Origin of the sequence: Streptomyces sp. McG3 (genome assembly GCF_018619185.1) — a bacterium.
In the GTDB taxonomy this organism is placed as follows: Bacteria; Actinomycetota; Actinomycetes; order Streptomycetales; family Streptomycetaceae; genus Streptomyces.
Window position 1 is genome coordinate 36,664 of record NZ_JAAXYC010000011.1, and the last position, 24,817, is coordinate 61,480.

General features: G+C 72.5%; 30 protein-coding genes and 1 riboswitch. Of the genes, 17 read left to right on the top strand and 13 right to left on the bottom strand.

Annotation, left to right across the window (positions count from 1 at the left end; translation table 11 throughout):
- Window positions 1-144: 144 nt before the first annotated feature.
- From HET64_RS03610 to HET64_RS03640, 7 genes are all read right to left on the bottom strand, one after another.
- Window positions 145-933, bottom strand: a complete 789-nt coding sequence (locus tag HET64_RS03610) for an urease accessory protein UreD (RefSeq protein WP_215102173.1) — start codon at window positions 931-933, stop codon at window positions 145-147.
- The gene (gene ureG, locus HET64_RS03615) at window positions 930-1,607 is read right to left on the bottom strand and encodes an urease accessory protein UreG (protein WP_215102175.1); all 678 of its coding nucleotides are present in this window, start codon (window positions 1,605-1,607) and stop codon (window positions 930-932) included. The genes HET64_RS03610 and ureG overlap by 4 nt, the downstream gene beginning before the upstream one ends.
- 60 nt (window positions 1,608-1,667) lie before the next feature.
- Window positions 1,668-2,330, bottom strand: coding sequence for an urease accessory protein UreF (locus HET64_RS03620; protein WP_215102177.1), 663 nt, complete (start codon window positions 2,328-2,330; stop codon window positions 1,668-1,670).
- Window positions 2,331-2,341: 11 nt separating this feature from the next.
- Window positions 2,342-4,063: an urease subunit alpha gene (locus tag HET64_RS03625; RefSeq protein ID WP_215102179.1), complete on the bottom strand. Its 1,722-nt coding sequence runs from the start codon at window positions 4,061-4,063 to the stop codon at window positions 2,342-2,344.
- Window positions 4,056-4,367, bottom strand: coding sequence for an urease subunit beta (locus tag HET64_RS03630; protein ID WP_215102234.1), 312 nt, complete (start codon window positions 4,365-4,367; stop codon window positions 4,056-4,058). The genes HET64_RS03625 and HET64_RS03630 overlap by 8 nt, the downstream gene beginning before the upstream one ends.
- Window positions 4,368-4,380: 13 nt before the next feature.
- Window positions 4,381-4,683, bottom strand: a complete 303-nt coding sequence (locus HET64_RS03635; RefSeq protein ID WP_215102182.1) for an urease subunit gamma — start codon at window positions 4,681-4,683, stop codon at window positions 4,381-4,383.
- 137 nt (window positions 4,684-4,820) lie between these two features.
- Entirely contained in the window at window positions 4,821-5,441 is a 621-nt protein-coding gene (locus tag HET64_RS03640; protein ID WP_215102184.1) for a TetR/AcrR family transcriptional regulator, read from the bottom strand.
- A 127-nt stretch (window positions 5,442-5,568) separates the two neighbouring features.
- Between HET64_RS03640 and HET64_RS03645 the strand changes: the two genes are divergently transcribed.
- The gene (locus HET64_RS03645) at window positions 5,569-6,552 is read left to right on the top strand and encodes an ABC transporter permease (protein ID WP_215102186.1); all 984 of its coding nucleotides are present in this window, start codon (window positions 5,569-5,571) and stop codon (window positions 6,550-6,552) included.
- 83 nt (window positions 6,553-6,635) lie between these two features.
- Here HET64_RS03645 and HET64_RS03650 read toward each other — a convergent pair whose 3' ends face one another.
- Complete coding sequence (locus HET64_RS03650) at window positions 6,636-6,920, bottom strand: type II toxin-antitoxin system Phd/YefM family antitoxin (protein ID WP_215102188.1); 285 nt, start codon at window positions 6,918-6,920, stop codon at window positions 6,636-6,638.
- Window positions 6,921-7,004: 84 nt separating this feature from the next.
- Here HET64_RS03650 and HET64_RS03655 point away from each other — a divergent pair, with 84 nt between their 5' ends.
- The 3 genes from HET64_RS03655 to HET64_RS03665 all read left to right on the top strand — a co-directional run bounded on the left by HET64_RS03655 (window position 7,005) and on the right by HET64_RS03665 (window position 8,966).
- Entirely contained in the window at window positions 7,005-7,610 is a 606-nt protein-coding gene (locus tag HET64_RS03655) for an ATP-dependent Clp protease proteolytic subunit (protein ID WP_215102190.1), read from the top strand.
- A gap of 37 nt (window positions 7,611-7,647) precedes the next feature.
- On the top strand, window positions 7,648-7,953 hold the full coding sequence (locus HET64_RS03660) for a hypothetical protein (RefSeq protein ID WP_007453675.1): 306 nt from the start codon (window positions 7,648-7,650) through the stop codon (window positions 7,951-7,953).
- Between the two features lie 353 nt (window positions 7,954-8,306).
- Window positions 8,307-8,492, top strand: a riboswitch (cyclic di-AMP (ydaO/yuaA leader).
- Between the two features lie 3 nt (window positions 8,493-8,495).
- The gene (locus HET64_RS03665) at window positions 8,496-8,966 is read left to right on the top strand and encodes a C40 family peptidase (protein ID WP_215102192.1); all 471 of its coding nucleotides are present in this window, start codon (window positions 8,496-8,498) and stop codon (window positions 8,964-8,966) included.
- 75 nt (window positions 8,967-9,041) lie between these two features.
- Here the strand turns inward: HET64_RS03665 and HET64_RS03670 are convergent, their stop codons facing one another.
- Complete coding sequence (locus HET64_RS03670; RefSeq protein WP_215102194.1) at window positions 9,042-9,701, bottom strand: LysE family translocator; 660 nt, start codon at window positions 9,699-9,701, stop codon at window positions 9,042-9,044.
- Window positions 9,702-9,774: 73 nt separating this feature from the next.
- On the opposite strand from HET64_RS03670, the gene HET64_RS03675 reads away from it, so the two are divergent.
- Window positions 9,775-10,698 (top strand): LysR family transcriptional regulator, encoded by a 924-nt coding sequence (locus HET64_RS03675; RefSeq protein ID WP_215102196.1) that lies wholly within the window; start codon window positions 9,775-9,777, stop codon window positions 10,696-10,698.
- A gap of 3 nt (window positions 10,699-10,701) precedes the next feature.
- On the opposite strand, the gene HET64_RS03680 is transcribed toward HET64_RS03675, so the two are convergent.
- Complete coding sequence (locus tag HET64_RS03680) at window positions 10,702-11,142, bottom strand: ATP-binding protein (protein WP_215102199.1); 441 nt, start codon at window positions 11,140-11,142, stop codon at window positions 10,702-10,704.
- A gap of 235 nt (window positions 11,143-11,377) precedes the next feature.
- Between HET64_RS03680 and HET64_RS03685 the strand changes: the two genes are divergently transcribed.
- Window positions 11,378-12,232, top strand: a complete 855-nt coding sequence (locus tag HET64_RS03685; RefSeq protein WP_215102201.1) for a helix-turn-helix transcriptional regulator — start codon at window positions 11,378-11,380, stop codon at window positions 12,230-12,232.
- 9 nt (window positions 12,233-12,241) lie between these two features.
- A complete protein-coding gene (locus tag HET64_RS03690) occupies window positions 12,242-12,493 on the top strand; it encodes a DUF397 domain-containing protein (RefSeq protein ID WP_215102203.1) in 252 nt (83 codons plus the stop codon).
- Here the strand turns inward: HET64_RS03690 and HET64_RS03695 are convergent.
- Window positions 12,486-13,646, bottom strand: a complete 1,161-nt coding sequence (locus tag HET64_RS03695; RefSeq protein ID WP_215102205.1) for an 8-amino-7-oxononanoate synthase — start codon at window positions 13,644-13,646, stop codon at window positions 12,486-12,488. The genes HET64_RS03690 and HET64_RS03695 overlap by 8 nt on opposite strands.
- Window positions 13,647-13,848: 202 nt before the next feature.
- Here HET64_RS03695 and bioB point away from each other — a divergent pair, with 202 nt between their 5' ends.
- The 4 genes from bioB to HET64_RS03715 all read left to right on the top strand — a co-directional run bounded on the left by bioB (window position 13,849) and on the right by HET64_RS03715 (window position 17,972).
- Window positions 13,849-15,132: a biotin synthase BioB gene (bioB, locus tag HET64_RS03700; RefSeq protein ID WP_215102207.1), complete on the top strand. Its 1,284-nt coding sequence runs from the start codon at window positions 13,849-13,851 to the stop codon at window positions 15,130-15,132.
- On the top strand, window positions 15,125-16,468 hold the full coding sequence (locus tag HET64_RS03705) for an adenosylmethionine--8-amino-7-oxononanoate transaminase (RefSeq protein WP_215102209.1): 1,344 nt from the start codon (window positions 15,125-15,127) through the stop codon (window positions 16,466-16,468). Before bioB ends, HET64_RS03705 begins: the two co-directional genes overlap by 8 nt.
- 6 nt (window positions 16,469-16,474) lie before the next feature.
- The gene (bioD, locus tag HET64_RS03710) at window positions 16,475-17,170 is read left to right on the top strand and encodes a dethiobiotin synthase (protein WP_215102211.1); all 696 of its coding nucleotides are present in this window, start codon (window positions 16,475-16,477) and stop codon (window positions 17,168-17,170) included.
- A gap of 124 nt (window positions 17,171-17,294) precedes the next feature.
- Window positions 17,295-17,972 carry a class I SAM-dependent methyltransferase gene (locus HET64_RS03715; RefSeq protein ID WP_215102213.1) on the top strand — a complete coding sequence of 226 codons (678 nt, stop codon included), beginning with the start codon at window positions 17,295-17,297 and terminating at the stop codon, window positions 17,970-17,972.
- Window positions 17,973-18,002: 30 nt separating this feature from the next.
- Here HET64_RS03715 and HET64_RS03720 read toward each other — a convergent pair whose 3' ends face one another.
- Window positions 18,003-18,374, bottom strand: a complete 372-nt coding sequence (locus HET64_RS03720; protein ID WP_018957883.1) for a hypothetical protein — start codon at window positions 18,372-18,374, stop codon at window positions 18,003-18,005.
- Entirely contained in the window at window positions 18,371-18,598 is a 228-nt protein-coding gene (locus HET64_RS03725) for a hypothetical protein (RefSeq protein WP_010062312.1), read from the bottom strand. The genes HET64_RS03720 and HET64_RS03725 overlap by 4 nt, the downstream gene beginning before the upstream one ends.
- A gap of 79 nt (window positions 18,599-18,677) precedes the next feature.
- On the opposite strand from HET64_RS03725, the gene HET64_RS03730 reads away from it, so the two are divergent.
- The 6 genes from HET64_RS03730 to mug form a co-directional block, all read left to right on the top strand.
- Window positions 18,678-19,151: a GNAT family N-acetyltransferase gene (locus HET64_RS03730; RefSeq protein WP_215102215.1), complete on the top strand. Its 474-nt coding sequence runs from the start codon at window positions 18,678-18,680 to the stop codon at window positions 19,149-19,151.
- A 258-nt stretch (window positions 19,152-19,409) separates the two neighbouring features.
- Window positions 19,410-20,747 carry a hemolysin family protein gene (locus tag HET64_RS03735; protein WP_215102217.1) on the top strand — a complete coding sequence of 446 codons (1,338 nt, stop codon included), beginning with the start codon at window positions 19,410-19,412 and terminating at the stop codon, window positions 20,745-20,747.
- Window positions 20,744-21,763, top strand: coding sequence for a hemolysin family protein (locus HET64_RS03740; protein WP_215102219.1), 1,020 nt, complete (start codon window positions 20,744-20,746; stop codon window positions 21,761-21,763). Before HET64_RS03735 ends, HET64_RS03740 begins: the two co-directional genes overlap by 4 nt.
- A gap of 43 nt (window positions 21,764-21,806) precedes the next feature.
- Window positions 21,807-22,676: an SGNH/GDSL hydrolase family protein gene (locus HET64_RS03745; RefSeq protein ID WP_215102221.1), complete on the top strand. Its 870-nt coding sequence runs from the start codon at window positions 21,807-21,809 to the stop codon at window positions 22,674-22,676.
- A gap of 99 nt (window positions 22,677-22,775) precedes the next feature.
- Window positions 22,776-24,218, top strand: coding sequence for an adenylosuccinate lyase (gene purB, locus HET64_RS03750; RefSeq protein ID WP_215102222.1), 1,443 nt, complete (start codon window positions 22,776-22,778; stop codon window positions 24,216-24,218).
- Between the two features lie 19 nt (window positions 24,219-24,237).
- The coding region (mug, locus tag HET64_RS03755) for a G/U mismatch-specific DNA glycosylase (protein WP_215102223.1) at window positions 24,238-24,817 on the top strand (580 nt) is incomplete at its 3' end.

Here is a 24,817-nt window from a genome sequence, read left to right on the forward strand (position 1 = left end):
GCCGAAGGCGGCGTGGTCATCGGTACATCGCGGGGATCCTTTCGCCTGTGGGGCACCCGGGGCCAGGGCGTACACCTGTTTCTTTACCGAACCCATAACCGGTGAAGGAGGTTCGCTGAGCGGACTCCGTCGGCCGGACGGCCTTCAGCCCGTTCGATGGTCCGCCTTCAGCCCGTCCAGCAGCTCGCGCATCGCCTCGTCCAGGATGGCGCGCAGCAGGCGGGCGTCGGCGGCCACGGCGGTCACCAGGACGGCGGGGCCGGGGAGCGGGGTGAGGGCGCCGGTGGGCCCGAGGAGGCGTGCGGGGAGCGGGGCTTCCTCGAAGGCGGGGTCGGCGAGGAGGAGTTGGCCGACGGCCCGGTGCCCGCCGAGGACGGCGGGGCCGTCCCAGCCGCCGGGGGCGCCGGGCCCGTAGGCCAGTTGCTGGTCCAGGAGCGGGCGGCCCGCGCGGTGGACGGTGAGCCGGGTGGTGAGCGCGCCGGTGGGCTCCCCGTGCCGGCCGAGGATCTGTTCCTCGCGCAACAGCAGGCGGGCGGTGGGGGCGAGTCGGACCCGCGTGGTCTGGTGCAGGTCGCTGCCGCGGGCGGAGACCAGCTGTTCGGGCAGCCAGTGCAGCACGGCCCCCTCCCCCACGGTCAGGTCCATCCCGTACGTGGACGGGCCGGTGTCCGCCCGTGGGCCCGGGAGGGCCACGGTGGCCGCCACCGCGTCCACGGTGAGGCGTGCCCCGTCCGCGATGTCCGCCTCGATCGCCAGCTTGTCGCCGTTGAGCGGGGCGCTCATCGCGCCGACGACGGTGACCCGGGCGTACGCGGCCTGCGGCGAGCGGGTGCGGCGCAGGGCGAGCGGGCCGTCGCTGACCAGGACGGGCAGCGCGGTCCCGCCCCGCCCGTCGGGCTCGGCCCGGAGCCGGGCCGTCGCGCGGACGCTCACGCGGCCCAGGCGGCGAGCTGTGCCCGCACCCAGTCGGCGACCGGCCCGACGCCTTCGGCCGAGGTCAACGAGGTGAAGGCGACGGGGAGTTCGCCGCGCTGCTTCTTGGCGTCGAGGGCCATCTGCTCCAGGTCGGAGCCGACGTAGGGGGCGAGGTCGGTCTTGTTGACGACCAGCAGGTCGGCGGTGGTGACGCCGGGTCCGCCCTTGCGCGGGATGTCGTCGCCGCCCGCGACGTCGATGACGAAGATCTGCGCGTCGACCAGTCCCTTGGAGAACGTGGCGGTGAGGTTGTCGCCGCCGGACTCGACGAGGATCAGGTCGAGCGGGCCGACCGCGTCCTCCAGGTCCTCGACCGCTTCGAGGTTGGCGGAGATGTCGTCGCGGATCGCGGTGTGCGGGCAGGCGCCGGTCTCGACGGCCTGGATCCGCTCGGGCGGCAGGACCGCGTTGCGCAGCAGGAAGGCGGCGTCCTCCTGGGTGTAGATGTCGTTGGTGACGACGGCGATGGAGAGCCGGTCGCGCAGTTCCCGGCAGAGGGCGGCGACGGTGGCCGTCTTGCCGGAGCCGACGGGTCCGCCGAGGCCGATACGCAGGGCGCGCCGGGCGCCGTCGGGGCGGGTGGCGTCGGCGCTGACGGCGGCGGGGCCGTCGTGGGAGTGGCCGAGGTGCATGAGGGGCTCCTGTGGGTGTGCGGGTCGGAAAGTGGGTCCTGCGGGCCCGGGCCGGTGCGGTTACGAGGCGAAGAGGCGGACCGGCCAGGCGGCGTGCGCCTCGGCGGTGATGTCGAGGAGCGGCGCCGAGGCGGCGGGCAGGGCGTCGATGCCCTGTCGGGCGGCCTCGGCGGCCTGTTCGGCGACCCGGTCCAGCTCGGGGGCGAGCCGGGCGAGTACGGCGGTGGCGTGGAAGGGGTCGAGGGAGAGGAGCCGGACGACGGCGGTGGCGGGGCCGCTGACGGTCTCGTACGCGACACAGTGGGCGGCGTCCACGGGGTCCAGACCCGCCGACCGCGCGGTGAGCCCGAGGACGACCGGCTGGTGGGCGCCGCGCGGCCGGGCCGCCGCGAGCGCGTCCAGTTCGGGGCCCGGCCAGGTGGCGCGGGCGGCCCGCATCATCTGCCGGCCCAGCTTCCGGGCGGTGGCCCGCAGGGCGGGCGAGGGCGTACGGGCGTCGGCGGCCTCGTCGAGGGCGAGCGGGTCGAGGCCGTGGGCCGCCGCCGCCGCGAGGGCGGCGGCGGTGAGGCCCGTGGTGTGCAGCCGGCCCCGGCAGAAGTCGGCGAGGGAGTCGGCGTCGAGGACGCGGCCCTCGGCGACCGCCGGTTCGGCGCCGCCGGAGTGGGCGTGCCCTCCGGCGGGGAACCGGCCGTCGGCGAGGACGAGGAGTGCGGCGCGTGACATGGCGGGTCCGCTCAGAAGAGGAAGTAGCGCTGGGCCATGGGCAGTTCCGCCGCAGGCGCCGGCTCGACCGGGTCGCCGTCGATCGTGACGGCGAAGCTGTCGGGGTCGACGTGGACCTGCGGCAGGGCGTCGTTCTCCCGCATGTCCGCCTTGGTGACCCCCCGGGTGCTGGTGATGGGGACGAACCGCTTGTGCAGGGCGAGGCGTTCGGGCAGCCCGTCCTCGATCGCTGCGGCGGAGACGAAGTTGAACGAGCCCTGGGCGGCCGCTCGCCCCAGGGCGCCGAACATCGGCCGGGGCAGCACCGGTTGGGGCGTCGGGATGGAGGCGTTGGCGTCGCCCATCTGTGCGTACGCGATCTGGCCGCCCTTGATGACGGTCTGCGGCTTCACGCCGAAGAACGCCGGGTCCCAGAGGACGAGGTCGGCGAGCTTGCCGGTCTCCACGGAGCCGATCTCCTGGTCCATTCCCTGCGCGACGGCCGGGTTGATGGTGTATTTGGCGACATAACGACGGACCCGGTGGTTGTCTGCCCGGCCGTCCCCGGGCAGGGCTCCGCGCCGCTTCTTCATGACGTGGGCGGTCTGCCAGGTCCGCAGGACCACCTCGCCGATCCGCCCCATGGCCTGGGAGTCCGAGGAGATGATCGAGATGGCCCCGAGGTCGTGCAGGATGTCCTCGGCCGCGATGGTGGAGGGCCGGATCCGGGACTCGGCGAAGGCCAGGTCCTCGGGGACGGCGGGGTTCAGGTGGTGGCAGACCATCAGCATGTCGAGGTGTTCCTCGATGGTGTTGACGGTGTGCGGCCGGGTGGGGTTGGTCGAGCTGGGCAGGACGTACGGCTCGGAGACCACGCTGATGATGTCGGGCGCGTGTCCGCCGCCCGCCCCCTCGGTGTGGTACGCGTGGATCGTCCGGCCGGCGATGGCGGCGAGGGTGTCGGCGACGAACCCTGCCTCGTTGAGCGTGTCCGTGTGGATGGCGAGCTGCGCGCCCGTCCGCTCGCAGACGGTGAGGCAGGCGTCGATGACGGCGGGCGTCGCGCCCCAGTCCTCGTGAATCTTGAAGCCCAGGGCGCCGCCGCACAGTTGGGAGTGCATGGCCTCGTGGGACATCGTGTTGCCCTTGCCGAGCAGCCCGATGTTGACCGGGAAGGTCTCCAGCGCCTCGAACATCCGGGCCAGGTGCCAGGGCCCTGGGGTGACGGTGGTGGCCTTGGAGCCCTCGGCGGGTCCGGTGCCGCCGCCGACGAGGGTGGTGATGCCGCTGGAGAGTGCCTGGTCGATGAGGGTGGGTGAGATGAAGTGGACGTGGGCGTCGACGGCTCCGGCCGTGAGCAGCTTCCCGTTGCCCGCGATGATCTCGGTCTCCGGGCCGATCACCAGGTCGGGGTGGACGCCGTCCATGGTGTCCGGGTTCCCGGCCTTGCCGATGCCGGTGATCCGGCCGTCCCGGATACCGATGTCGGCCTTGACGATGCCCCAGTGGTCGATGACGACGGCCCCGGTGATGACGGTGTCGGGCGCGCCCTCGGCGCGGGTGGTGCGGGCCTGGCCCATCGACTCCCGGATCACCTTGCCGCCGCCGAACACCGCCTCGTCGCCCGCGTGTCCGGGGCCGCCCGAGCGGTCCTCCTCGATCGCGACGAGCAGGTCGGTGTCGGCGAGCCGGATCCGGTCGCCGGTGGTGGGCCCGAACAGATCGGCGTACACGGCTCTCTTGAGGTCAGGCATCGAGGGCACCTCCGGTTTCGCCGCGCAGGCCGGGGACGACGCGGCGGCCGGTGAGGGGGACGAGTTCGACGTCGGCGGGGATGCCGGGCTCGAAGCGGACCGCCGTGCCGGCGGCGATGTTCAGCCGCAGCCCGTGGGCGGCCGCGCGGTCGAAGCGCAGCCCGGGGTTGGCCTCGGCGAAGTGGTAGTGGGAGCCGACCTGGACGGGACGGTCGGCGGCGTTGAGGACGGTGAGGCGGGTGACGGCACGCCCCGCGTTGAGGGGGATGTCCCCGTCCCCGTACAGGATCTCTCCGGGAATCATCGGCGCGGCCCCGTCAGACGATCGGGTCATGGACGGTGACGAGCTTCGTGCCGTCGGGGAAGGTGGCCTCGACCTGGACGTCGTGGAGCATCTCGGGGATGCCCTCCATGACGTCGTCCCGGGTGAGCAACTTGCGTCCGGACGCCATGAGTTCGGCGACGGTACGGCCGTCCCGGGCACCTTCCAGCAGATGGGCGGTGATCAGGGCGACGGCCTCGGGGTGATTGAGTCGCAGCCCGCGCGCCCGGCGCTTCTCGGCCACGTCGGCGGCCACATGGATGAGCAGACGCTCCTGCTCGTGCGGGGTCAGTTGCACGCTTCCACCTCATCGTCTTCCGTCCGGCTCCGGCTCCGGACGCAGCGGGACCATATCCCCGTTCAACAATTCGTTGAACGAGAACTGCACTCCCGCGACCAGGCATTGCACGTTAGGGCGGAAGTTTTTCCATTGCGTTAACTGATCTTTTGCGGGTTCATGGACATCAGTCCGCGCAACCCGTTCTTCAGCACCTCGGGGCGCACATCCCCGAAGAGCGCCTCCTGCACGATGAAGCCCTGCGCCGTCGCGATCATCGTGCGCGCCACATCGTCGCCGGGCACGTCGCTCGCCAGGATCCCGGCGGAACGGTAGGCGTCGACGAGCTTCGCCCAGGCGACGCGCATCGTGGCGTAGCCGTCGTCGAGGAGCGCGGCGAGCCGTTCGTCGCGCAGCGTCTCGGACCAGAGCTGAACGACGAGCGCGGCGAAGGCCCGGCGCTCCAGCCCGTGCACCTCCCCCGCGAGCACCCCGCCGAGCACCCGGCCGAGCAGCGCGTCCGGGGTGGGCGGCGGCGTCATACGGGAGGCCTCCTCGAAGGCGCCGCGGATGACGGCGAAGGTCTCCTGCGTGATGGCCGCGATGATGTCCTCCTTGCCGGGGAAGTAGCGGTAGACCGCCCCGGCGGACAGACCCACCTCCTTGAGGACGTCCTGCATGGACGTGCCGTGGAATCCGTTGCGGGCGAAGCAGCGCGCCGCACCGTCGAGGATCTGACGGCGACGGGCGTCGAGGTGTTCCTGAGATACGCGAGCCATGACACCAATCTAAAACGAACGTTCCTTCTTGACAATCCCGCACAGGGTGCCGACAGTGGGGACAAGACGTAAAACGAACGATCCTTCTCTATCACCACTCCGTCGCCGCACGAATCGAGGCCCTCTCATGTCCACCGCACCCAACCGCCGCGCGGTGGCGGTGACCCTGTTGATCCCCCTGATGGTGACGCTCGCCCTCTGGGCCTTCGCCTGGCCCGCCGCCCGGATCGCACCGCGCGACCTTCCGGTCGGGGTCGCGGGGCCGGCATCGGCGGCCCAGCAGCTGGAACAGCGCTTCGAGCAGCGCGACGGCGCGTTCGACGTGCACCGCTTCGACGACGAGGCCGCCGCCCGCACCGCGATCGAGGAGCGGGTCGTATACGGAGCCGTCGTCGCCACCCCGCGGGGGCCGCACCTGCTCACCGCCTCGGCGGCGAGCCCCGTCGTCTCCCAGCTGCTGCGCGAGGCCGTGACGGCGTCCGCCCCCGAGGACACTCCGGTCCGGGTCACCGATGTGGTCGCCGCGCCGTCCGGTGACCCGCGCGGCAGCGCACTCGGCGCGAGCGTCCTGCCGCTCGCCCTGGCGGGCATGGCGGCCGGAGCCGTCGTCACCCTGATGGGGCTGCGCGGGGCACGGGCCGCGGTGACCCTGGTCGGGTCGGCCGCGCTGGTGGGCCTCGCCGCCACGGCCGTGGCGCACAGCTGGCTCGGCGTGGTCACGGGCGACTGGTGGACGGAGGCGGGAGTGGTCGCGCTCACCGTGCTGGCCATCGGTTCGGCGGTGGCGGGACTCGCTGCCCTGTTCGGGCCGCGCGGCATCGGGCTCGGGGCGCTGCTGATGGTCCTGCTGGGCAACCCCTTCTCCGGCGTCACCAGCGCACCGGAGCTGCTGCCCGAGCCCGTCGGCGTGATCGGCCAGTGGCTTCCGCCGGGCGCCGGCGGTTCACTGCTCCGCTCGGTCGCCTTCTTCGACGGAAGCGCTGCGGGCGGCGCCGTGCTGACGCTCTCACTGTGGGCGCTGACCGGCCTGGCGGCGGTGATGTCCGCCCGCCGGGTGCCCGCGACGGACGAGCCGGCCGCACCCGTCCGGGAGCCGGCCCTGACCGGCTGAGCTCCGGATCCCGCGTCGCCGAGCCGGGCGCCCCTCTTACCGGAGGGGCGCCCGGCTCCATGCCGTCCCGGGCCGTCGCGGCATCAGGAGTCCCGGCCGTCGTGGGGGCGGTGCTCGGCGGCGATGCCGAACCTGTGCCGTTCGCCCTGAGCGGATGGCGTGGAGCCGATCGAGGAGACCGAGCTGATCACCTGCTCCTCGGCAGCCGCTTCATCGGTTTCGAGTCGTTGCAGGTCAGCGGCGGAAACCAGGGCGATGAGCGGCTTGCCGTGCCGCGTCACCACCACGCGTTCACCGCCGTAGACAACGCGGTTGATCAGTTCGGCGAGCTCCGCCCGTGCTTGCGTCACCGGAATCTCGTAGGCCATAGTCCCCATCATAACCTTCTGTACGTCCTGTACATTTTTCACGGACGGGCAGACGGATGGTCAGCTCCAGGAGAGAGGCACGCCATGATCCGCCCCGCCGCCCGCTACGTACTGCCGGAGTTCACCGAGCGCACCGCGACCGGAACCCGGACGCTGGACCCGTACTCCAAGCTGCTGTCCGAGCGGATCGTCTTCCTCGGGAGCCCGATCGACGACATCGCCGCGAGCGACCTCATCGCCCAGTTCATGTATCTGGAGCACGCCGATCCGGACCGGCCCCTGTCGCTCTACATCAACTCCCCCGGCGGCACGTTCCAGGCGATGGCGGCGGTCTACGACACGATGCGGTTCCTGACCTGCGAGGTGGAGACCTTCTGCCTGGGGCAGGCGGGCTCCTACGCGGCGGCCCTGCTGGCGGCCGGGGCGAAGGGGCGCCGACATGCGCTGCCCGGCGCGCGGGTAGTCATTCAGCAGCCCGCGATGGAGGAGCCGATGCGGGGCCAGCCGTCCGACCTGGAGATCCACGCGCGCGAACTGGTGCGCACCCGCGAGATGTTCGCGGCCATGCTGGTCCGGGACACGGGCCGGACCGCGGAGCAGATCACCGCCGACATCGAGCGCGACACCATCCTCGACGCCAAGGCCGCCCTCGACTACGGGCTGGTCGACCACGTCGTGGAGAACCGCTGACCCTCCAGGCCGCCGTACGACGCGAGGTGAGATGCCGATGGAGCCACCCGATTTCCCGCCCCTGCCCGCACTGACCCGCGCGGAGGGTGAGTTCGTCGACTGTTATCTGGCCGTGCTCGACCAGGTGGGCCGGATCAACCCGGCCCACGGCAGCGACACCTACAGCGCACTGCGGGCCGCCCAGGCCCTGGCCTCCCGGGCTGCGGCCCTGCGCGACGCCCTCGCCCTGATGCACGAGCGCGGCGAGTCGCGGATCCACGCCGCGACCCTGGCGCGGGCCCTGCGCGTCCTGGACGGGGAGCGCCGGGCGGGCCGGGTCGCGATGCCGCCGCCCGTGAACTGACCGGCCCCGCGCACGAGGAGCGCGCTACGGGAGCGGGCCGGTCGGCCCCACGCACGACACGCCCGGTCCCGGGACCGATTCTCCTCGCTCGTTCGGCGTAGACGATCACCCGCACGAGCGACGGCTCAACTTGCGTTCGGCGCGCGGTCCGTACTCGAAATGCTCCCTTTCGTCGCTGGTACGAGGGTGTGCGCCCGGCTCGTGCACGAGCGCGAATCCGACCTGTCCACCCGAATGGATCAGTGGTGAGGAGACTCACAAACCGCTGTTTCAGCTCGGAAATCCGGCACCGAGTGAGTCAAGATCCCTGGGACGACAAGCCCCCGCCACCGCGGCGGGGCGGTCCGGGCGGACGCCGAGTCCTGCCGCCGCCCGGATGACTGGTCGACAGGAGTGGATCGGCAGGAGTGGAGGACCCGAGCACAACGGGCCGACCGGGAGACCGGGAAGCCCTCGGGGTGAAGCCGCGACAGCGGCCGGGCGACTTCGCCAGCCCGAACCCGACAGGTCATCCTTCACAGGCGGCTGACGAAGGGTTGCGCATGTCTGCGCAGGTTCATGTCCCGTCTCTGTTCGCCCGGGTCGGTACGGCCTCGGTACTCACCCTGGCCGTGACGTCCACGATGCTGGCGCCCGGTCTCGTGAACGATGCCGAGGCCGCCACCCACTCGACGAAGGCCCTGAAGGTGGCCGCGTCGAAGAAGGGGGCCCCCTACAAGTACGGAGCGGCCGGTCCCAGCCGCTTCGACTGTTCGGGGCTGACGGCCTATTCGTTCAAGAAGGCCGGCAAGAAGCTTCCCCGCACGGCACAGCAGCAGTACAACAAGACCCGCCACATCGGGAAGTCGCAGCGCAAACGCGGCGACCTCGTCTTCTTCCATTCGGGGCGCAGCGTCTACCACGTGGGCATCTACGCCGGGGCCGGGAAGATCTGGCACTCCCCCAAATCGGGGGACGTGGTGAGACTGGCCAAAATCTGGTCCAAGAGCGTCTGGTACGGACGGGTCCGCTGACCCACCGGCCGGACGCTCTTTCCGTGCGGGCGGCCCGGCCCGGCCTCGGAGCCGCCCGCGCCGTCCACCGCGCCCTCAGCGCAGCAGGGGGCCGGTGACCAGCGCCAGTCCCAGACCGGTGAGCGCCACTCCGCTGCCGCCCTCGATGGCGCGGGCGGTACGCGGGCGGCGCAGCCACCGGCCCAGCCGGTCCACGAGCAGGGCGACGGCCGGGAACCAGATCAGCGCCAGCACCACCACCAGGGCCGCGAGCAGCAGGGTCCTGGGCAGCGGCGGCTGACCGTCGGGCACGAACTGCGGCAGCAGGCTGAGGAAGAGGACCGGGGCCTTCGGGTTGAGCGCGTTGGTCAGGAACCCCTGGCGCAGCGCGCGTCCGAACTCCCTGGGCACGGGCCGCCCCGGCTCGTCCTCCCGCGTACCGGAGGGGGAGCCGGAGCTGTCCCGCGAGGGCCGGCGGCGGATCGCGTACAGCGCGCTGACCCCGAGGTAGAGCACGTACGCGCCGCCGAGCAGCTGGACGGCGCGGAAGAGCACCGGCATGGTCACCAGCACCGCGGCGAGTCCGGCGACCGCGAGCGCGGTGTGCACCAGCAGCCCTCCGGCGACGCCGAGCGCGGTGGCCAGGCCCGCGGTGCGCGAGGCGAGGGCGTTGCGTACGACGACGGTGAAGTCGGCGCCCGGCAGCGCGACCATCCCGGCGGCGACCCCGGTGAAGGCGATCAGTTGTGCGTCCATGGGTCCACCTTGGACCGGCGGAGCCTTTAGCGTGTACTTGCAATCTTCTGGGTCTGCCTAAAGGAACGCTTTCATGTACGACCCGACACGGCTCGCGGCGCTCGTGGCGGTCGCGGAGGCCGGATCGATCACCCGGGCCGCCGCCCGCCTCGGCTACACCGCGCCCGCGCTCTCCCAGCAGCTGGCCAAACTGGAGCGGGAGGCCGGGGCGGCACTGCTGGTGCGCCACCATCGCGGGGCGCGGCTGACGGCGGCGGGCGAGCTGCTGGCGGGCCGGGCCCGGCGGGTCCTGGACGAGCTGGACCAGGCGCGGCACGAGCTGGCGCGGCTGGCCGGGCTCTCGGGCGGCAGGCTGCGGGTGGGGACGTTCACGACGGCCGGCATCCATCTGCTGCCGCCGGTCCTGAGCGCGTTCCGGCGGGCCCATCCGGAGGTCGAGCTCGCCGTCGCCGAGTACGAACCGCCGGGCGGCATCGCCGCGGTGGTCGCGGGCGAGGTGGACCTCGCCCTGACCCACGCCTACGAACCGGCGGCGGCCGAGCCCCCGTCGGCGGGCGTTCTCCTCGAACCCCTGCTGGTCGAGGAGCTGGTGCTGGTCACCTCGGTGGGCCACCGGCTCTCCGAGGGCACCGGGCGGCTGCCGGTCGGCGAGCTGGCGGGGCGGCCGCTGATCAGCAGCGCGCCCACCCATCCGCCCCGGCGCGGGGTCGAGAACGCCCTCGCCGCGGCCGGGGCGACACCGGCGGTGGTCTGCGAGTCGCCCGGGTACGCGCTGGTGTGCGCGCTGGTCAGCGCGGGGCTCGGGGTGGCGGTGGTGCCGGAGATGGTCGCCTCGATGTCCTCGACCCCGCTGTCGGTCCGGCGGCTGGAGCCCGCCTCGTTCCGCCGGACCATCTCGGTCGTGCACCGGGGCGAGAAGTCGACCGCGGCGGCGGCGACGCTGCTCGCGCTGCTGCGCAGCGGTTTCGGCCGCGGGATCACGGCCGGCGCGCGATGAGCCTCACCGGGGTCGGCCCTGGATCGGAACGACCCAGGGGAGGGCGATCCAGACCGTCTTGCCGCCCTCGGCGGTCGGGGTCACCTGGAGCCGCCCGCCGCGCTCCTTGGCCAGCGCCCGGATGATGACCATGCCGCGGCCGTTGTCCTGCCGTACGGCGGCGGGCAGCCGCTGGGGCCAGCGGGGGTGACTGTCCGTGACGCCGAGATACAGCTCCTCGTCGCGTTCGAGGCGCAGGTCCACGGTGAAGGTGGGCGACTGGCCGAACGTGTGCTGGACGGCGTTGGTGGCCAGCTCCGAGACGATCAGCCGGATGGTGTCGGCGAACTCGGTGTCGTCGGGCAGGCCCCATTGGGCCAGGGTCCTGGCGACATGTCTGCGGGCCGATGAGACCGAGACCGGATCGGTCGGCAGCGTGACGGTTGCTTCCTGATGGTCTGCCATGGCGACGCCGTCCCTTTCCCGCCCTGGTCGACCGGCGGCCGGCCAGGATTGTGCTTCGCGCCAGATTGCCATTGATGCAGCTCCCTGTAACGGCGTTCGGCCAAGATATGCATATATCTGTCGCTCGAAGCGGTGAATTCGGGACCCGTACGGCGTGGACGGACGGCACACTGACCCCTCTGCGGGCCGGCCCCGGTGACGGACCGGCCCTTTCCGACAGCAGAAGGAGACCGGCATGCTGCACGGCCCCGTCGTCCGACGCCGCAAGCTCGGTGAGGAGCTGCGGAGTCTGCGCCACGCCTCCGGGCTGACCAGCCGGGACGCGGCGCGGCTGCTCGGCTGGCACCAGTCGAAGGTGAGCCGCATCGAGACGGGCGCGAGCGGGGTGACGCCCGCCGACGTGTCACGGCTGCTGGACGTCTACGCGGTGTGCGACACCCAGTTGCGCTGCCTGCTCGAAGTCCTCGCGGGGTCGGCGGGCGGTGGCGGCTCGGGCTGGTGGCATGCCTACCGGGGGCTGATCCCGCCGCAGTACCGGGACTTCATCAGTCTGGAGTCGCAGGCCAGTACGGTCCGGACGCTGGAGACCTCGGTGGTGCCGGGGCTGCTCCAGACCGCCGGATACGCGCGTGCCGTGACCCGCGCCTCGCTGGACGGCTTACCGGACGGCCGGCTCGACTCGCTGGTCGAGGTCCGGCTGACGCGCCAGCGAGTGCTGCGCGCGAGTCCGCCGCTGCGTTTCACCGCCGTGCTGGACGAGGCGGTTCTCCGCCGCGAGGTGGGCGGGCCGGAGGTGATGAGGGACCAGCTGCACCATCTGACACAGGTTGCCCAACTGCCGCATGTGCAACTGCAGTTGCTGCCGTTCTCGGTCGGCGGTTACGTCGGCCTCACCGGCCCTTTCGTTATTTTCTCCTTTCCGAACATTTCTGATCTGGATGTGGTCGTTCTTGACCACTTGACGAGTAGCCTCTATCTGGAACGGAAAGAAGACCTCGACGCGTACAGCTCGGCCTTCCGTTCCTTGCAGGCACACGCGCTGTCACCAGAACGCTCGCTGGACCTCATCACCGAGATCGGACGCAGCTAAGGGGCCGCCATGTCAGACCGTCTCGCACTGTCCGCCGCACCGCCGCCGTCCACCGCGCCGCCCACCCCGCGGTGGCGGCGCAGCAGCCGCTCGACCGGCATGAACAACTGCGTGGAGACCGCCCTGTTGGGCGGCGCGCTCCTCGCCGTACGCGATTCCAAGGACGTGCGCCGGCCGCCGCTGCGCTTCTCGGCGGCGGCCTGGAGCACGTTCGTGGACGGGCTCGGCCCGCACGGAGCCGGTCCACGCCGCTTCAACTGACCGGAGCGTCCGCCTGCCGGGGAGCGGTGGCGAGGACCGTGGCCACCGCGGCCGTGATCTGCTCCTCGGTCAGGTCGGCGCGCGCGGTCAGCCGCAGCCGCGAGACGCCGTCCGGCACCGACGGCGGGCGGAAGCAGCCCACCGCCATCCCGGCCTCGCGGCAGTCGGCCGCCCAGCGCACGGCCGCGTCCGCCGAGGGCGCCCGGACGGAGACGACGGCCGCGTCGGGCCGGACCGCCCTCAGCCCGGCCGCGGTGAGCCGGGTGAACAGCGCGGTGGCCACCTCCCGGGCGCGGGCCGCCCGTTCGGGCTCCCGGCGCAGGACCGCGAGGGCGCCGAGCGCGCCGCCGGCCGCCGCCGGGGCGAGTCCGGTGTCGAAGATGAACGTACGGGCCGTGTTGACCAGGTGGTCGATGACCCGGGCGGGCCCCAGGACCGCTCCGCCCTGGCTGCCCAGGGACTTGGACAGGGTGAGCGTGGCCACGATCCCGTCGCGGCCCGCCAGCCCGGCCGCGGCGAGCGCGCCGCGGCCGCCCTCCCCCAGCACGCCGAGGCCGTGGGCGTCGTCGACCAGCAGGGCGGCGTTCGCGGAACGGCAGACCTCGGCCAGGGCGTCGAGCGGGGCGGCGTCGCCGTCGACGGAGAAGACCGAGTCGGTGACGGCGAGGGCCCGTCCGTCGTGTTCCCGCAGGGCCTTCCCGAACGCGTCCGGGTCGGCGTGGGGCACGACGGCGGTCCCGGCGCGGGAGAGCCGGCAGCCGTCCACGATCGAGGCGTGGTTGCCGGCGTCGGAGACGATGAGGGAGCCGCGCCCGGTCAGCGCGGTCAGCGCGGCGAGATTGGCCGCGTACCCGGAGGAGAGCACGAGGGCCGCCTCGAAACCGCAGAACGCGGCGAGCTCCCGTTCCAGCCGGGCGTGCAGGGCGGTGGAGCCGGTGACCAGCCGGGACCCCGTCGCCCCCGCCCCCCAGGTCCGGGCGGCGCCGGCGGCGGCGCCGGTGACCTCCGGGTGCCGGGTGAGGCCCAGGTAGTCGTTGCTCGCGAGGTCCAGCAGCTCCGGCTCGGCGCCGCGCGGACGCAGGGTCCGTACGAGTCCGGCGGCGGCCCTGCTGCGGGCCTCGGCGTCGATCCAGTCGAACGGGGCGAAGGACATGGGGCGGTCCCTTGGGTAGGCGGGCCCTCGGCGGGCGGCTCCGCGCGGACGGTCCGGTGCGGACGGTCCCTTTGTAGGCAGCCAACAGACCCTAGCCGGGTGCGCAGCAGGTCAGGGTGTGGCAATACACACACCCTCGCCCGGGTCTCCTGTCTGGTTCCTCCTTGGCTGGAGGCGGTGCCGTACGTCAGGATCATCTTTCATGGACCTGCTGAACACGCTGGTGGACAAGGGGCTGCGGCGCGAACTGCCGACCCGCGAAGAAGCGCTCGCCGTACTGGCGACCTCCGACGACGAGCTGCTCGACGTGGTGGCGGCCGCCGGGAAGGTGCGCCGTCAGTGGTTCGGGCGGCGCGTCAAGCTCAACTATCTGGTCAACCTCAAATCGGGGCTCTGCCCCGAGGACTGCTCCTACTGCTCGCAGCGGCTCGGTTCGAAGGCCGGGATCCTCAAGTACACCTGGCTGAAGCCGGACGAGGCGTCCAAGGCCGCCGCAGCCGGAGTGGCGGGCGGCGCCAAGCGGGTCTGCCTGGTCGCGAGCGGGCGCGGCCCGACCGACCGGGACGTCGACCGGGTCTCGAAGACCATCGAGGCGATCAAGGAGGAGAACGAGGGCATCGAGGTCTGCGCCTGCCTCGGCCTCCTCTCCGACGGACAGGCCGACCGGCTGCGTTCGGCTGGCGCCGACGCGTACAACCACAACCTCAACACGTCCGAGGAGACGTACGGGGCGATCACCACCACCCACACGTACGCGGACCGGGTGGAGACCGTGCAACAGGCCCAGGCCGCCGGGCTCTCGGCGTGTTCCGGGCTGATCGCCGGGATGGGCGAGAGCGACAAGGACCTGGTCGACGTCGTGTTCGCCCTGCGGGACCTGGACCCCGACTCGGTGCCGGTGAACTTCCTGATCCCGTTCGAGGGAACGCCGCTCGCCAAGGAGTGGAACCTCACCCCGCAGCGCTGCCTGCGCATTCTGGCGATGGTCCGCTTCGTCTGCCCCGATGTCGAGGTCCGGCTCGCCGGGGGCCGTGAGGTGCACCTGCGCTCGATGCAGCCGCTGGCGCTCCATCTGGTCAACTCCATCTTCCTGGGCGACTACCTGACGAGTGAGGGCCAGGCCGGCCAGACCGACCTGGACATGATCGCGGACGCGGGTTTCGCGGTGGAGGGCGCGGGCACGACGACGCTGCCGCGCCACCGGGCCGACGCCCTGGGCGGCGGCTGCGGGACGCGGGAGGCCACGGCGGACTCCGGCTGCGGATCACACGAGGACTCCGGAGCCGCCGGCTGCGGTTCCCACGGTGGCGGCGGGGGCTGCGGGCCGTGCGGTGGACACGGGGAGCGGGAGGCGGTGGCCGCTGCCGACTCCGAGGCCGGGGAGAGCGCCCCGGTGGCGCGTACGGACGCCAACGGCACGGCGCGTACGGATCTGGTGGCGGTGCGCCGGCGCGGCGCGGGAACGGATCTCGCGCCCAATGCCTGAGCCGTACGCCCCCGCACTCCCTCTGTCCGCCGCGCCGAAGCCGTACGCCCCCGATGAGCTGCGGGCGCTGGACCGGGCGCACGTCTGGCATCCGTACGGTCCGATGCCGGGCCGCCAGGAGCCGCTGATCGTGGAGTCCGCCTCCGGCGTACGGCTCCGGCTCGCCGAACCCGTCGAGGGGCGGCGCGAGTTGGTGGACGGCATGTCCTCCTGGTGGTCGGCGGTGCACGGTTACAACCACCCCGTCCTCAACGAGGCGGCACGCGGCCAGCTGGACCGGATGAGCCATGTGATGTTCGGCGGGCTCACCCATGAGCCCGCCGTCCGGCTGGCGACCCGGCTGGTGGAGATCACCCCCGGGCCGCTCCAGCACGTCTTCCTCGCCGACTCGGGGTCCGTCTCCGTGGAGGTCGCCGTCAAGATGTGCCTCCAGTACTGGCGTTCGGCCGGGCGTCCGGCCAAGCAGCGGCTGCTGACCTGGCGCGGGGGCTATCACGGGGACACCTGGCAGCCGATGTCGGTGTGCGACCCGGAGGGCGGGATGCACGAGCTGTGGTCGGGGTCCCTGCCCCGCCAGGTCTTCGCCGACGCCCCGCCGGACGGTTTCGACGCGGAGCCGGACCCCGCCTATGTGACGCATCTGCGGGAGCTGATCGCCGAGCACGCCGACGAACTCGCGGCGGTCATCGTGGAGCCGGTGGTACAGGGGGCCGGCGGGATGCGGTTCCACTCCCCCGCCTATCTGCGGGTCCTGCGCGAGGCCTGCGACGAGCACGACGTCCTGCTGGTCCTCGACGAGATCGCGACCGGTTTCGGGCGTACGGGCAAGCTCTTCGCCGCCGGGCACGCCGGGATCTCGCCGGACGTCATGTGCGTCGGCAAGGCCCTGACCGGCGGATATCTCACGATGGCGGCAACGCTGTGCACCACCCGGGTGGCCGAGGGCATCTCCAGCGGCGAGGTGCCGGTGCTGGCCCACGGGCCGACGTTCATGGGCAACCCGCTGGCCGCCTCGGTGGCCTCGGCCTCCGTGGACCTGCTGCTCGGGCAGGACTGGGAGGGCGAGGTGACGCGGATCGGCGCGGGCCTGCGCTCCGGGCTCGCTCCCGCCGCGGACCTCGCCGGGGTGGTGGACGTACGCGTCCTGGGGGCGATCGGGGTCGTCCAGCTCGACCACGAGGTGGACATGGCGGCGGCGACCCGCGCGGCCGTGCGCGAGGGCGTCTGGCTGCGGCCGTTCCGCGACCTCGTCTACACGATGCCGCCGTACGTCACCGAGGACGAGGACGTGGCACGGATCTGCCGGGCCGTGTGCGCGGCGGCACGGGAGGGCTGAGCCGATATGTCGACGATTCTGGTGGTGTCCGGTACGGGCACGGAGATCGGCAAGACCGTGGTGACCGCCGCGGTGGCGGCCGCCGCACGGGGCCGCCGGGTCGCGGTGCTCAAGCCCGCGCAGACCGGGCTCGCCCCCGGGGAGCCGGGCGACGCGGCCGAGGTCGCGCGCCTGGCGGGGAGCCGGGTGACGGCGGTCGAACTGGCGCGCTTTCCGGAGCCGTTGGCTCCGGCCACGGCCGCCCGGCGGGCGGGTCTCGTGCCCGTGCGGCCGTTCGAGGTCGCCGAGGCCGCGGAGAAGCTGGCCACCGAGCACGACCTCGTCCTGGTGGAGGGTGCGGGCGGGCTGCTCGTGCGGTTCGACGACGAGGGCGGCACCCTAGCGGACGCGGCCCGGCTGCTGTCCGCGCCGGTGCTGCTGGTGGCCCCGGCGGGCCTGGGCACGCTGAACGCCACCGCGCTGACGGCCGAGGCGCTGCGTAACCGGGGGCTGAGCTGCCGGGGCGTCGTGATCGGCAGCATGCCGGCGGAGCCGGACCTCGCGTCCCGCTGCAACATCGAGGACCTGCCGGTGGCGGCCGGTGCACCGCTGCTCGGCGCGGTACCGGCCGGCGCGGGTTCCCTGTCGGGCGCCGCCTTCGCGGCAGGCGCGCCGGGCTGGCTGGCTCCGGAGCTCGGAGGGACCTGGGCGGCCACGCGCTGACGGGCCGCGCCGGGGTGTCCGGGCGGTCCTCGGGGATTCCCGCCGGGGCGATCCGGGGGAGAATCGTGGAGGAACGTCACGTCCATCCCCGAGCGTCACGTCCACTCCTCAGCGGAGGTCCGTCATGCAGCTGCGCAGCAGGAAACTCCCCCGGGACGCCGTGCACCACCCGGTCTTCGCCCGCTTCTACGCACGGGTGAGCGTGACCGCCGACCTGAAGGGCGGCATCGCCGCGTACCGCGAGGAGCTGCTGTCGGGGCTCTCCGGCCGGGTCATCGAGATCGGCGCCGGTAACGGGCTGAACTTCGCCCACTATCCCGGCGCCGTCTCGGAGGTCGTGGCGCTGGAGCCGGAACGCTCGCTGCGGCAGCTCGCCGTCCGCTCCGCTCTGCGCGCGGAGGTGCCGGTGGACGTGGTGCCGGGGGCCGCCGAGGCGCTGCCGGTCAAGAGCGAGGCCTTCGACGGGGCGGTGGCGTCCCTGGTCCTGTGCACCGTACGGGATCTGCCCCGGGCGCTCGCCGAGATCAGGCGGGTCCTGCGGCCGGGCGGCGAACTGCGGTTCTTCGAGCACGGGCTGGCACCGGGCCGGGCGCTGGCCACGGCGCAGCGGGTGGCCGACCGGACCCTGTGGCCGCTGCTCTTCGGCGGCTGTCACACGGCCCGGGACCCGCTGGCCGCGATCGAGGCGGCGGGCTTCGAGATGGGCACGTACCGCAGGCTGCGGATTCCGGAGACGGGCCTCCAGGCGCCCTCCTCCCCCTGTGTGCTGGGCGTGGCCCGAAAGCCGTTCACCGAGGACTGAGAGCCGGGGCACGGGGTGTCCCGCCCGGCCTCACACGCTCCACTGCCGCAGCTCGTCGGCGATGGCGCGCACGTCCGCCTTGCCCTGCTTCACCAGCAGCGCCAGGTCGCGGACCTGCTCGGGCGAGGTGATGACCTTGAGCCCGGAGGCGACGAGGTAGCCGTAGGCGACGGCCGAGGCGAACATCGCGTTGGAGTGTTCGAGTGCGGGCACGTGCAGGAGCAACTGCAACAGGGCGGCCGCCCGCGCGTGCGGGTCGCTGTAGACGGCGCTGCCGAAGATCTCCGCGTCATGCCGTGCGACGGCGGCGACGAGCGCACCCCAGTCGACGACCTGCGGGTCTCCGGGCGTCTTGTGCTCGGCGACCATCAGCAACCAGGAGAGGTCGATCCGAAGGTTCAACGGGTGCCTTCGCGCTCCGGGCCGAACTCCTCGGCGAACACCGACTCGTACTGCTTCATGAAGTCGGCCGCGGCCTCGACGAAGGTGTGTCCCACCTCGCCCGCGTCCTGCTGGACGAGTTCCTCTATGTAGCGGTTCACGCTCATCCCCCTCTGCAGCGCGCGCTGCCGCGCGGCCTCGGCGGTGGCCTCGTCCACTCGAACGTTCAGCTGAGTCTTGGGCACCCCACCACGCTAGCGCGGCCGTGCTAGCACCGGCAAGGGGAGCGCGGGGGCAGGGAGCGCGGGATGCCGCGCCCGGACTGTGGAACGCGATCGACGCCCCGCCGCCGCGGATGGTGGGATGGCCGTCATGAACGATCTTTCGCTACGGTCCGCGACCCCGGCCGATCTGGACGCGGTCCTCGCCTTCTGGAAAGTGGCCGCCGAGGGCACCAGCATCAGCGACGACGGGGACGGGGTCGCACGCCTGGTGGAACGCGACCCCGCCGCCTTGATACTCGCGGAGCGGGAGGGGGCGCTGGTGGGCACGGTCATCGTGGGCTTCGACGGCTGGCGCTGCCATCTCTACCGGCTCGCGGTCCACCCGGACCAGCGGCGCCGGGGCGTGGGCGGCGCCCTCCTGGCGGCGGCCGAGGAACGGTTCGTCGCCCTGGGCGGGCGGCGGGCCGACGCCATGGTCCTCGACCGCAACACATCGGCCCACCAGGCCTGGCGCGCGGCGGGCTACGAGCCCCAGCCGCAGTGGAGCCGCTGGGTGAAACACCTGACCGGCTGAGCGGTACGGCGGGTGCGCACAGGCGTACCACCACAACCTCTGCCTTCCGGCGCGGTGCGGCGGCTTCCGGCGCGGTGCGGCGGACATTGACGCGGTGGGCGGGGCGGCGCTGGGCAGACGCCCTACGATGACATGCCCTCCGTCACCCCCTGCCGAAAGGTGTGAACGTCCGCCCATGGGCGAGCCTCCCCGTAGCCGACACCGCCGACACCGCGCGGTCCCCCCACCCCTGCACGATCATGGGACGGAGGTGAACCGATGATCGAAGTGCTGCTGCTGCTCGTCGCCCTGCTGCTCTGCGTCGCCTGCGGCGCGTTCGTCGCGGCGGAGTTCTCCCTGACCACGGTGGAGCGCGGCGAGCTCGAACAGGCTGTCGAGCGGGGTGACCGGGGCGCCGCGAGCGCGCTCAAGGCGGTCCGGAGCCTCACCTTCCAGCTCTCGGGGGCCCAGCTCGGCATCACCGTCACCAATCTGGTGATCGGCATGCTCTCGGAACCGTCCATCGCCAAGCTGATCCGCGGCCCCGTAGAGGCGGCGGGGCTGCCTCCCGCCGCCGCGTCCACCCTGGCGCTCGTGCTCGGCACGGCGCTGTCCACGGTGGTTCTGATGGTGGTCGGCGAACTGGTCCCGAAGAACTGGGCGATCTCCTCCCCGCTCGCCGTGGCCAAGGCGGTGGCCACACCGCAACGCGTGTTCACCGCGCTGTTCCGCCCCTTCATCAGCCACCTCAACAACACGGCCAACCGGATCGTGCGCCGCTCCGGTCTGGAACCTACCGAGGAGCTGGCCTCCGCCCGCAGTCCGCAGGAGCTGGTGGCGCTGGCCCGGCACTCCGCGAAGGCGGGTGCGCTGGAGGCGGACACGGCCGAACTGTTCGTCCGCACGCTGAACCTCTCGGAGCTGACGGCGGAGAACGTGATGACGCCGCGGGTGCAGGTGACCGCGCTGGAGCTGCGCGCGACGGCCGAGGACGTCGCCAACGCCACCCGGGCGACCGGTCTGTCCCGTTTCCCCGTCTACCGGGGCAGCCTGGACACCGTGGTCGGCGTGGCCCACATCAAGGACGTGCTGGCGATCCCCGCCGACCGGCGGCCCCACACCCGGATCTCGGAACTGCTGCGCGAACCCCTGCTCGTACCGGAGACGCTCACCGTGGACCGGCTGCTGGACCGGTTGTCCGGACGGCTCGCCATGGCCGTGGTGATCGACGAGTACGGCGGGACGGCCGGAGTCGCGACACTGGAGGACATCGTGGAGGAAGTCGTCGGCGAGGTCCGGGACGAGCACGATCCGCACGAGACGCCGGACCTCGCCGCCGCCGGTGAGGACGCCGACGGGCGGACCCTGTGGTCGGCCGACGGGGCGGCGCGCACCGACCAGCTCCGCAGGATCGGTCTGCGGGTGCCGGACGGGCCCTACGAGACCCTCGCGGGGCTGATCGCCGCCGAGATCGGACGGATCCCGACGGTGGACGACAGCGTCGAGCTGGCGGGATGGCGGATCGACGTGGTCGACGCCTCGGGCCGCCGTGCCGCGCGGGCCCTGCTGCACGCCCCGCTGCCGGGGTCCGACGACGGGACGGAGGACGAGCGGTGATCGTTCTCCAGCTCTTCATCGGCCTGCTGACCCTGGTGGCCAACGCCTTCTTCGTGGGCGCCGAGTTCGCGCTGATCTCCGTACGCCGCAGTCAGATCGAACCGGAGGCCGAGGCCGGGAACCGGCGGGCCCGCAGTGTCATCTGGGGCCTGGAACACGTCTCCGCGCTGCTCGCCGCCGCCCAGCTCGGCATCACGCTCTGCACCCTGGTGCTGGGCATCGTCGCCGAACCGGCCATCGCGCATCTGCTGGAGCCGGCCTTCGACGCGGTGGGGGTCCCGCACGGGCTGGTCCACCCGCTGTCGTTCGTCATCGCGCTGGGCGTGGCCACCTATCTGCACATGCTCCTGGGCGAGATGGTGCCGAAGAACATCGCCCTGGCCGAACCGGCGCGGAGCGCCCTGCTGCTGGGCCCCCCGCTGGTCGCGATGGCACGCGCCCTGCGGCCGGTGATCTTCGCGATCAACGCGTTCGCCAACACCCTGCTCAAGCTTTTGCGGGTGGAGACGAAGGACGAGGTCTCCGCGACGTTCTCGGACGACGGACTGGCCCGGCTGGTCCAGGACGCCGGGGACGCCGGGCTGGTCGACGACCGCTCCGCGCAACGCCTCCACCACGCCCTGGAGCTGGGCCGACGGCCGGTACGGGACGTGGTCATGCCCGTCGACCGGGTGCTGTACGCCAGGGTCGGCACCACTCCGGAGGAGCTGGAGCGGCTCTCGTCCGAGTCCGGGTTCTCCCGCTTCCCGGTGATGGACAGCGAGCAGCGCATCCTCGGCTACCTCCATGTGAAGGACGCCCTGGACGCGACGCCCCGGGACGTCCCCTTCCCGGTGACGGCTATGCGGCCGATCGCCCGCGTACGGGCGGCGACCCCGTTGGACGACGTGCTCACCGCCCTGCGGCGCAGCCGGACCCATCTGGCGGCCGTTCTCGACGAGGACGACCGGCTGGCCGGCATGGTCACGATGGAGGACGTGCTCCGCGAGCTCGTCGGACGGCCGGGGTCCCGCTGACCTGCTGGCCTCCCGGCCTACCGACCGGTACGCTCATCTGGCCATGGAATTGAATGCTTCCTACACCAGTCTCGTCGCGGTCGGCGACTCGTTCACCGAGGGCATGTCGGACCTGCTCCCCGGCGGCACCTACCGGGGCTGGGCCGACGTCCTCGCCGCCCGGCTCGCGGTCCGGTCCCCCGGTTTCCGGTACGCCAATCTCGCCGTACGCGGGAAGCTCATCGGCCAGATCGTCGACGAGCAGGTGGAGGCGGCGGCCTCGCTCCGGGCCGATGTGGTCACCCTCGTCGGCGGGCTCAACGACACGCTGCGCCCGAAGTGCGACATGGGGATGGTCAGGGGGCGGCTCGAAGAGGCCGTGGAGCGTCTCGCACCGACCTGCGAACAGCTGGTGCTGATGCGCAGCCCCGGGCGGAGCGGGCCGGTGTTCGACCGGTTCCGTCCCCGGGTGGAGGCGCTGTTCGCCCTGATCGACGATCTGGCCGGGCAGCACGGCGCCGCGGTGGTGGATCTCTACTCCGCGCCCTCGATCGCCGATCCCCGGATGTGGGACGTCGACCGGCTCCATCTCGCCACCGAAGGCCACCGCCGCGTCGCCGAGGCCGTCTGGCAGACCCTGGGGCTGCCGGCCGAACTGGACTGGCGTGCGCGGATGCCCGCGACCGCGCCGCCGCGCTGGGCGGCCCGGCGAACGGAGGACATCCGTTTCGCCCGTCAGCACCTGGCTCCCTGGATCGCCCGGCGGCTCACCGGCCGCTCCTCCGGCGACGGCCGCTCGGGCGCCCAGTTCGACGCCACGACCGGCCGGGCCTTCTGGATCACGCCGGCGGACGCGGAGAACCCGGGCCCGGTGACGGGTTGGCGCCGTGCGGTCTCCCCCGACACCACGGCGGGTGTCACGGAGACCGACTGAACCGGTCGCCCGGGCAGGCGCCTCCTCCGCCCCTTCGTAGCAAGCCACAAACCGGGGCGCGTCGCTGGCCTGCACAAACCGCCAGTAGAATCTGTCTACGTGACTGCTGTGTCTGCGAAGCCTCGCATCCCCAATGTCCTGGCCGGCCGCTACGCCTCCGCGGAGCTCGCCGTCCTCTGGTCCCCCGAGCAGAAGGTGAAGCTGGAGCGTCAGCTGTGGCTGGCGGTGCTGCGCGCTCAGAAGGACCTCGGGATCGAGGTGCCCGATGCGGCGCTGTCCGATTACGAGCGTGTGCTGGACCAGGTGGACCTGGCCTCGATCGCCGAGCGCGAGAAGATCACCCGGCATGACGTGAAGGCCCGGATCGAGGAGTTCAACGCCCTCGCCGGTCATGAGCAGGTCCACAAGGGCATGACCTCCCGGGACCTGACGGAGAACGTCGAGCAGCTCCAGATCCGCCTTTCGCTGGAACTGATGCGCGACCGCACCGTGGCCGTACTGGCCCGGCTCGGCAAGCTCGCGGCGGAGTACCGCGAGCTCGTCATCGCCGGACGCTCGCACAACGTAGCCGCGCAGGCGACGACGCTGGGCAAGCGCTTCGCTACCGCGGCCGACGAGATGCTGGTCGCCCACGGCCGCCTGGAGGACCTCCTCTCCCGCTACCCGCTGCGCGGGATCAAGGGCCCGGTCGGCACGGCGCAGGACATGCTGGACCTGCTCGGCGGCGACGCGGGCAAGCTGGCCGACCTGGAACAGCGCATCGCCGGGCACCTCGGCTTCGCCGAGGCGTTCACCTCGGTCGGTCAGGTCTACCCCCGATCGCTCGACTACGACGTGGTCACCGCTCTGGTGCAGCTCGCCGCGGCGCCCTCCTCGGTGGCGAAGACGATCCGCCTGATGGCCGGCCACGAGCTGGTGACCGAGGGCTTCAAGCCCGGCCAGGTCGGCTCGTCCGCGATGCCGCACAAGATGAACACGCGCTCCTGCGAGCGGGTGAACGGTCTGATGGTGATCCTGCGCGGCTACGCCTCGATGACCGGCGAGCTGGCGGGCGACCAATGGAACGAGGGCGACGTGTCCTGTTCCGTGGTCCGCCGGGTGGCGCTCCCGGACGCGTTCTTCGCGTTCGACGGCCTCCTGGAGACCTTCCTGACGGTGTTGGACGAGTTCGGCGCGTTCCCCGCCGTCGTGGCGCGCGAGCTGGACCGCTACCTTCCGTTCCTGGCCACCACCAAGGTCCTGATGGGCGCCGTACGGGCCGGAGTGGGCCGCGAGGTGGCGCACGAGGCGATCAAGGAGCACGCGGTCGCCTCCGCCCTCGCGATGCGGGAGCAGGGCGCCGAGCGCAACGAGCTGCTCGACAAGCTCGCCGCGGACGAGCGGATTCCGCTGGACCGCGCGCAGCTGGACGAGCTGATGGCCGACAAGCTCTCGTTCACGGGTGCCGCCGGCGACCAGGTTTCGTCGCTGGTCGCCCGGATCGAGAAGATCACCGAGCAGCACCCCGAGGCCGCGAAGTACACCCCCGGCTCGATCCTCTGACCGGCACCGCCCTCACCGCATGACCCCCGAAGAGCTGAGCGCCGCCCGTGACCGCATCGTTCCCGATGTGGCCGCGGGCGGTCTGCGCGTGCTCTTCTGCGGCATCAACCCGAGCCTGACGACCGCGGTGACGGGCCACCATTTCGCTCACCCCGGGAACCGGTTCTGGCCGGTCCTGCACCGCTCGGGTTTCACGCCACGGCAACTGCGTCCGTCGGAGCAGGCCGAGTTGCTCGGTCTCGGACTCGGCATCACCAACGTGGTGGCGCGGGCCACGGCCCGGGCCGACGAGCTCGGCGCGGACGAGTTCCGGGAGGGCGGGGCCGCTCTGACGGCGAAGGTCGAACTGCTCGCGCCCCAGTGGCTCGCGGTGGTCGGCATCACCGCCTACCGCACGGCCTTCGCGGAGCCCCGGGCCCGGATCGGCCCCCAGGACCGCACGGTCGGCGGCGCCCGCGTGTGGGCTCTGCCCAACCCCAGCGGCCTCAACGCCCACTGGACCGTGCAGACCATGGCCGAGGAGTACGCCCGCCTCCGGGACGCCGTCCTCACCCGGCCCCCGACCGACCGTCCTGCCCCCTGTCTCTTATACACCTCTC

Coding starts and splice junctions, on each gene's coding strand:
- HET64_RS03695 (WP_215102205.1), bottom strand. CDS start 13,646: ATGTCCTTCGCCCCGTTCGACTGGATCGACGCCGAGGCCCGCAGCAGG.
- bioD (WP_215102211.1), top strand. CDS start 16,475: ATGTCGACGATTCTGGTGGTGTCCGGTACGGGCACGGAGATCGGCAAG.
- HET64_RS03650 (WP_215102188.1), bottom strand. CDS start 6,920: ATGGCCTACGAGATTCCGGTGACGCAAGCACGGGCGGAGCTCGCCGAA.
- HET64_RS03705 (WP_215102209.1), top strand. CDS start 15,125: ATGCCTGAGCCGTACGCCCCCGCACTCCCTCTGTCCGCCGCGCCGAAG.
- HET64_RS03690 (WP_215102203.1), top strand. CDS start 12,242: ATGTCAGACCGTCTCGCACTGTCCGCCGCACCGCCGCCGTCCACCGCG.
- HET64_RS03630 (WP_215102234.1), bottom strand. CDS start 4,367: ATGATTCCCGGAGAGATCCTGTACGGGGACGGGGACATCCCCCTCAAC.
- HET64_RS03620 (WP_215102177.1), bottom strand. CDS start 2,330: ATGTCACGCGCCGCACTCCTCGTCCTCGCCGACGGCCGGTTCCCCGCC.
- HET64_RS03715 (WP_215102213.1), top strand. CDS start 17,295: ATGCAGCTGCGCAGCAGGAAACTCCCCCGGGACGCCGTGCACCACCCG.
- HET64_RS03640 (WP_215102184.1), bottom strand. CDS start 5,441: ATGGCTCGCGTATCTCAGGAACACCTCGACGCCCGTCGCCGTCAGATC.
- HET64_RS03625 (WP_215102179.1), bottom strand. CDS start 4,063: ATGCCTGACCTCAAGAGAGCCGTGTACGCCGATCTGTTCGGGCCCACC.
- HET64_RS03675 (WP_215102196.1), top strand. CDS start 9,775: ATGTACGACCCGACACGGCTCGCGGCGCTCGTGGCGGTCGCGGAGGCC.
- HET64_RS03645 (WP_215102186.1), top strand. CDS start 5,569: ATGTCCACCGCACCCAACCGCCGCGCGGTGGCGGTGACCCTGTTGATC.
- HET64_RS03680 (WP_215102199.1), bottom strand. CDS start 11,142: ATGGCAGACCATCAGGAAGCAACCGTCACGCTGCCGACCGATCCGGTC.
- HET64_RS03670 (WP_215102194.1), bottom strand. CDS start 9,701: ATGGACGCACAACTGATCGCCTTCACCGGGGTCGCCGCCGGGATGGTC.
- ureG (WP_215102175.1), bottom strand. CDS start 1,607: ATGCACCTCGGCCACTCCCACGACGGCCCCGCCGCCGTCAGCGCCGAC.
- HET64_RS03685 (WP_215102201.1), top strand. CDS start 11,378: ATGCTGCACGGCCCCGTCGTCCGACGCCGCAAGCTCGGTGAGGAGCTG.
- HET64_RS03655 (WP_215102190.1), top strand. CDS start 7,005: ATGATCCGCCCCGCCGCCCGCTACGTACTGCCGGAGTTCACCGAGCGC.
- HET64_RS03745 (WP_215102221.1), top strand. CDS start 21,807: ATGGAATTGAATGCTTCCTACACCAGTCTCGTCGCGGTCGGCGACTCG.
- HET64_RS03735 (WP_215102217.1), top strand. CDS start 19,410: ATGATCGAAGTGCTGCTGCTGCTCGTCGCCCTGCTGCTCTGCGTCGCC.
- bioB (WP_215102207.1), top strand. CDS start 13,849: ATGGACCTGCTGAACACGCTGGTGGACAAGGGGCTGCGGCGCGAACTG.
- HET64_RS03660 (WP_007453675.1), top strand. CDS start 7,648: ATGGAGCCACCCGATTTCCCGCCCCTGCCCGCACTGACCCGCGCGGAG.
- HET64_RS03665 (WP_215102192.1), top strand. CDS start 8,496: ATGTCTGCGCAGGTTCATGTCCCGTCTCTGTTCGCCCGGGTCGGTACG.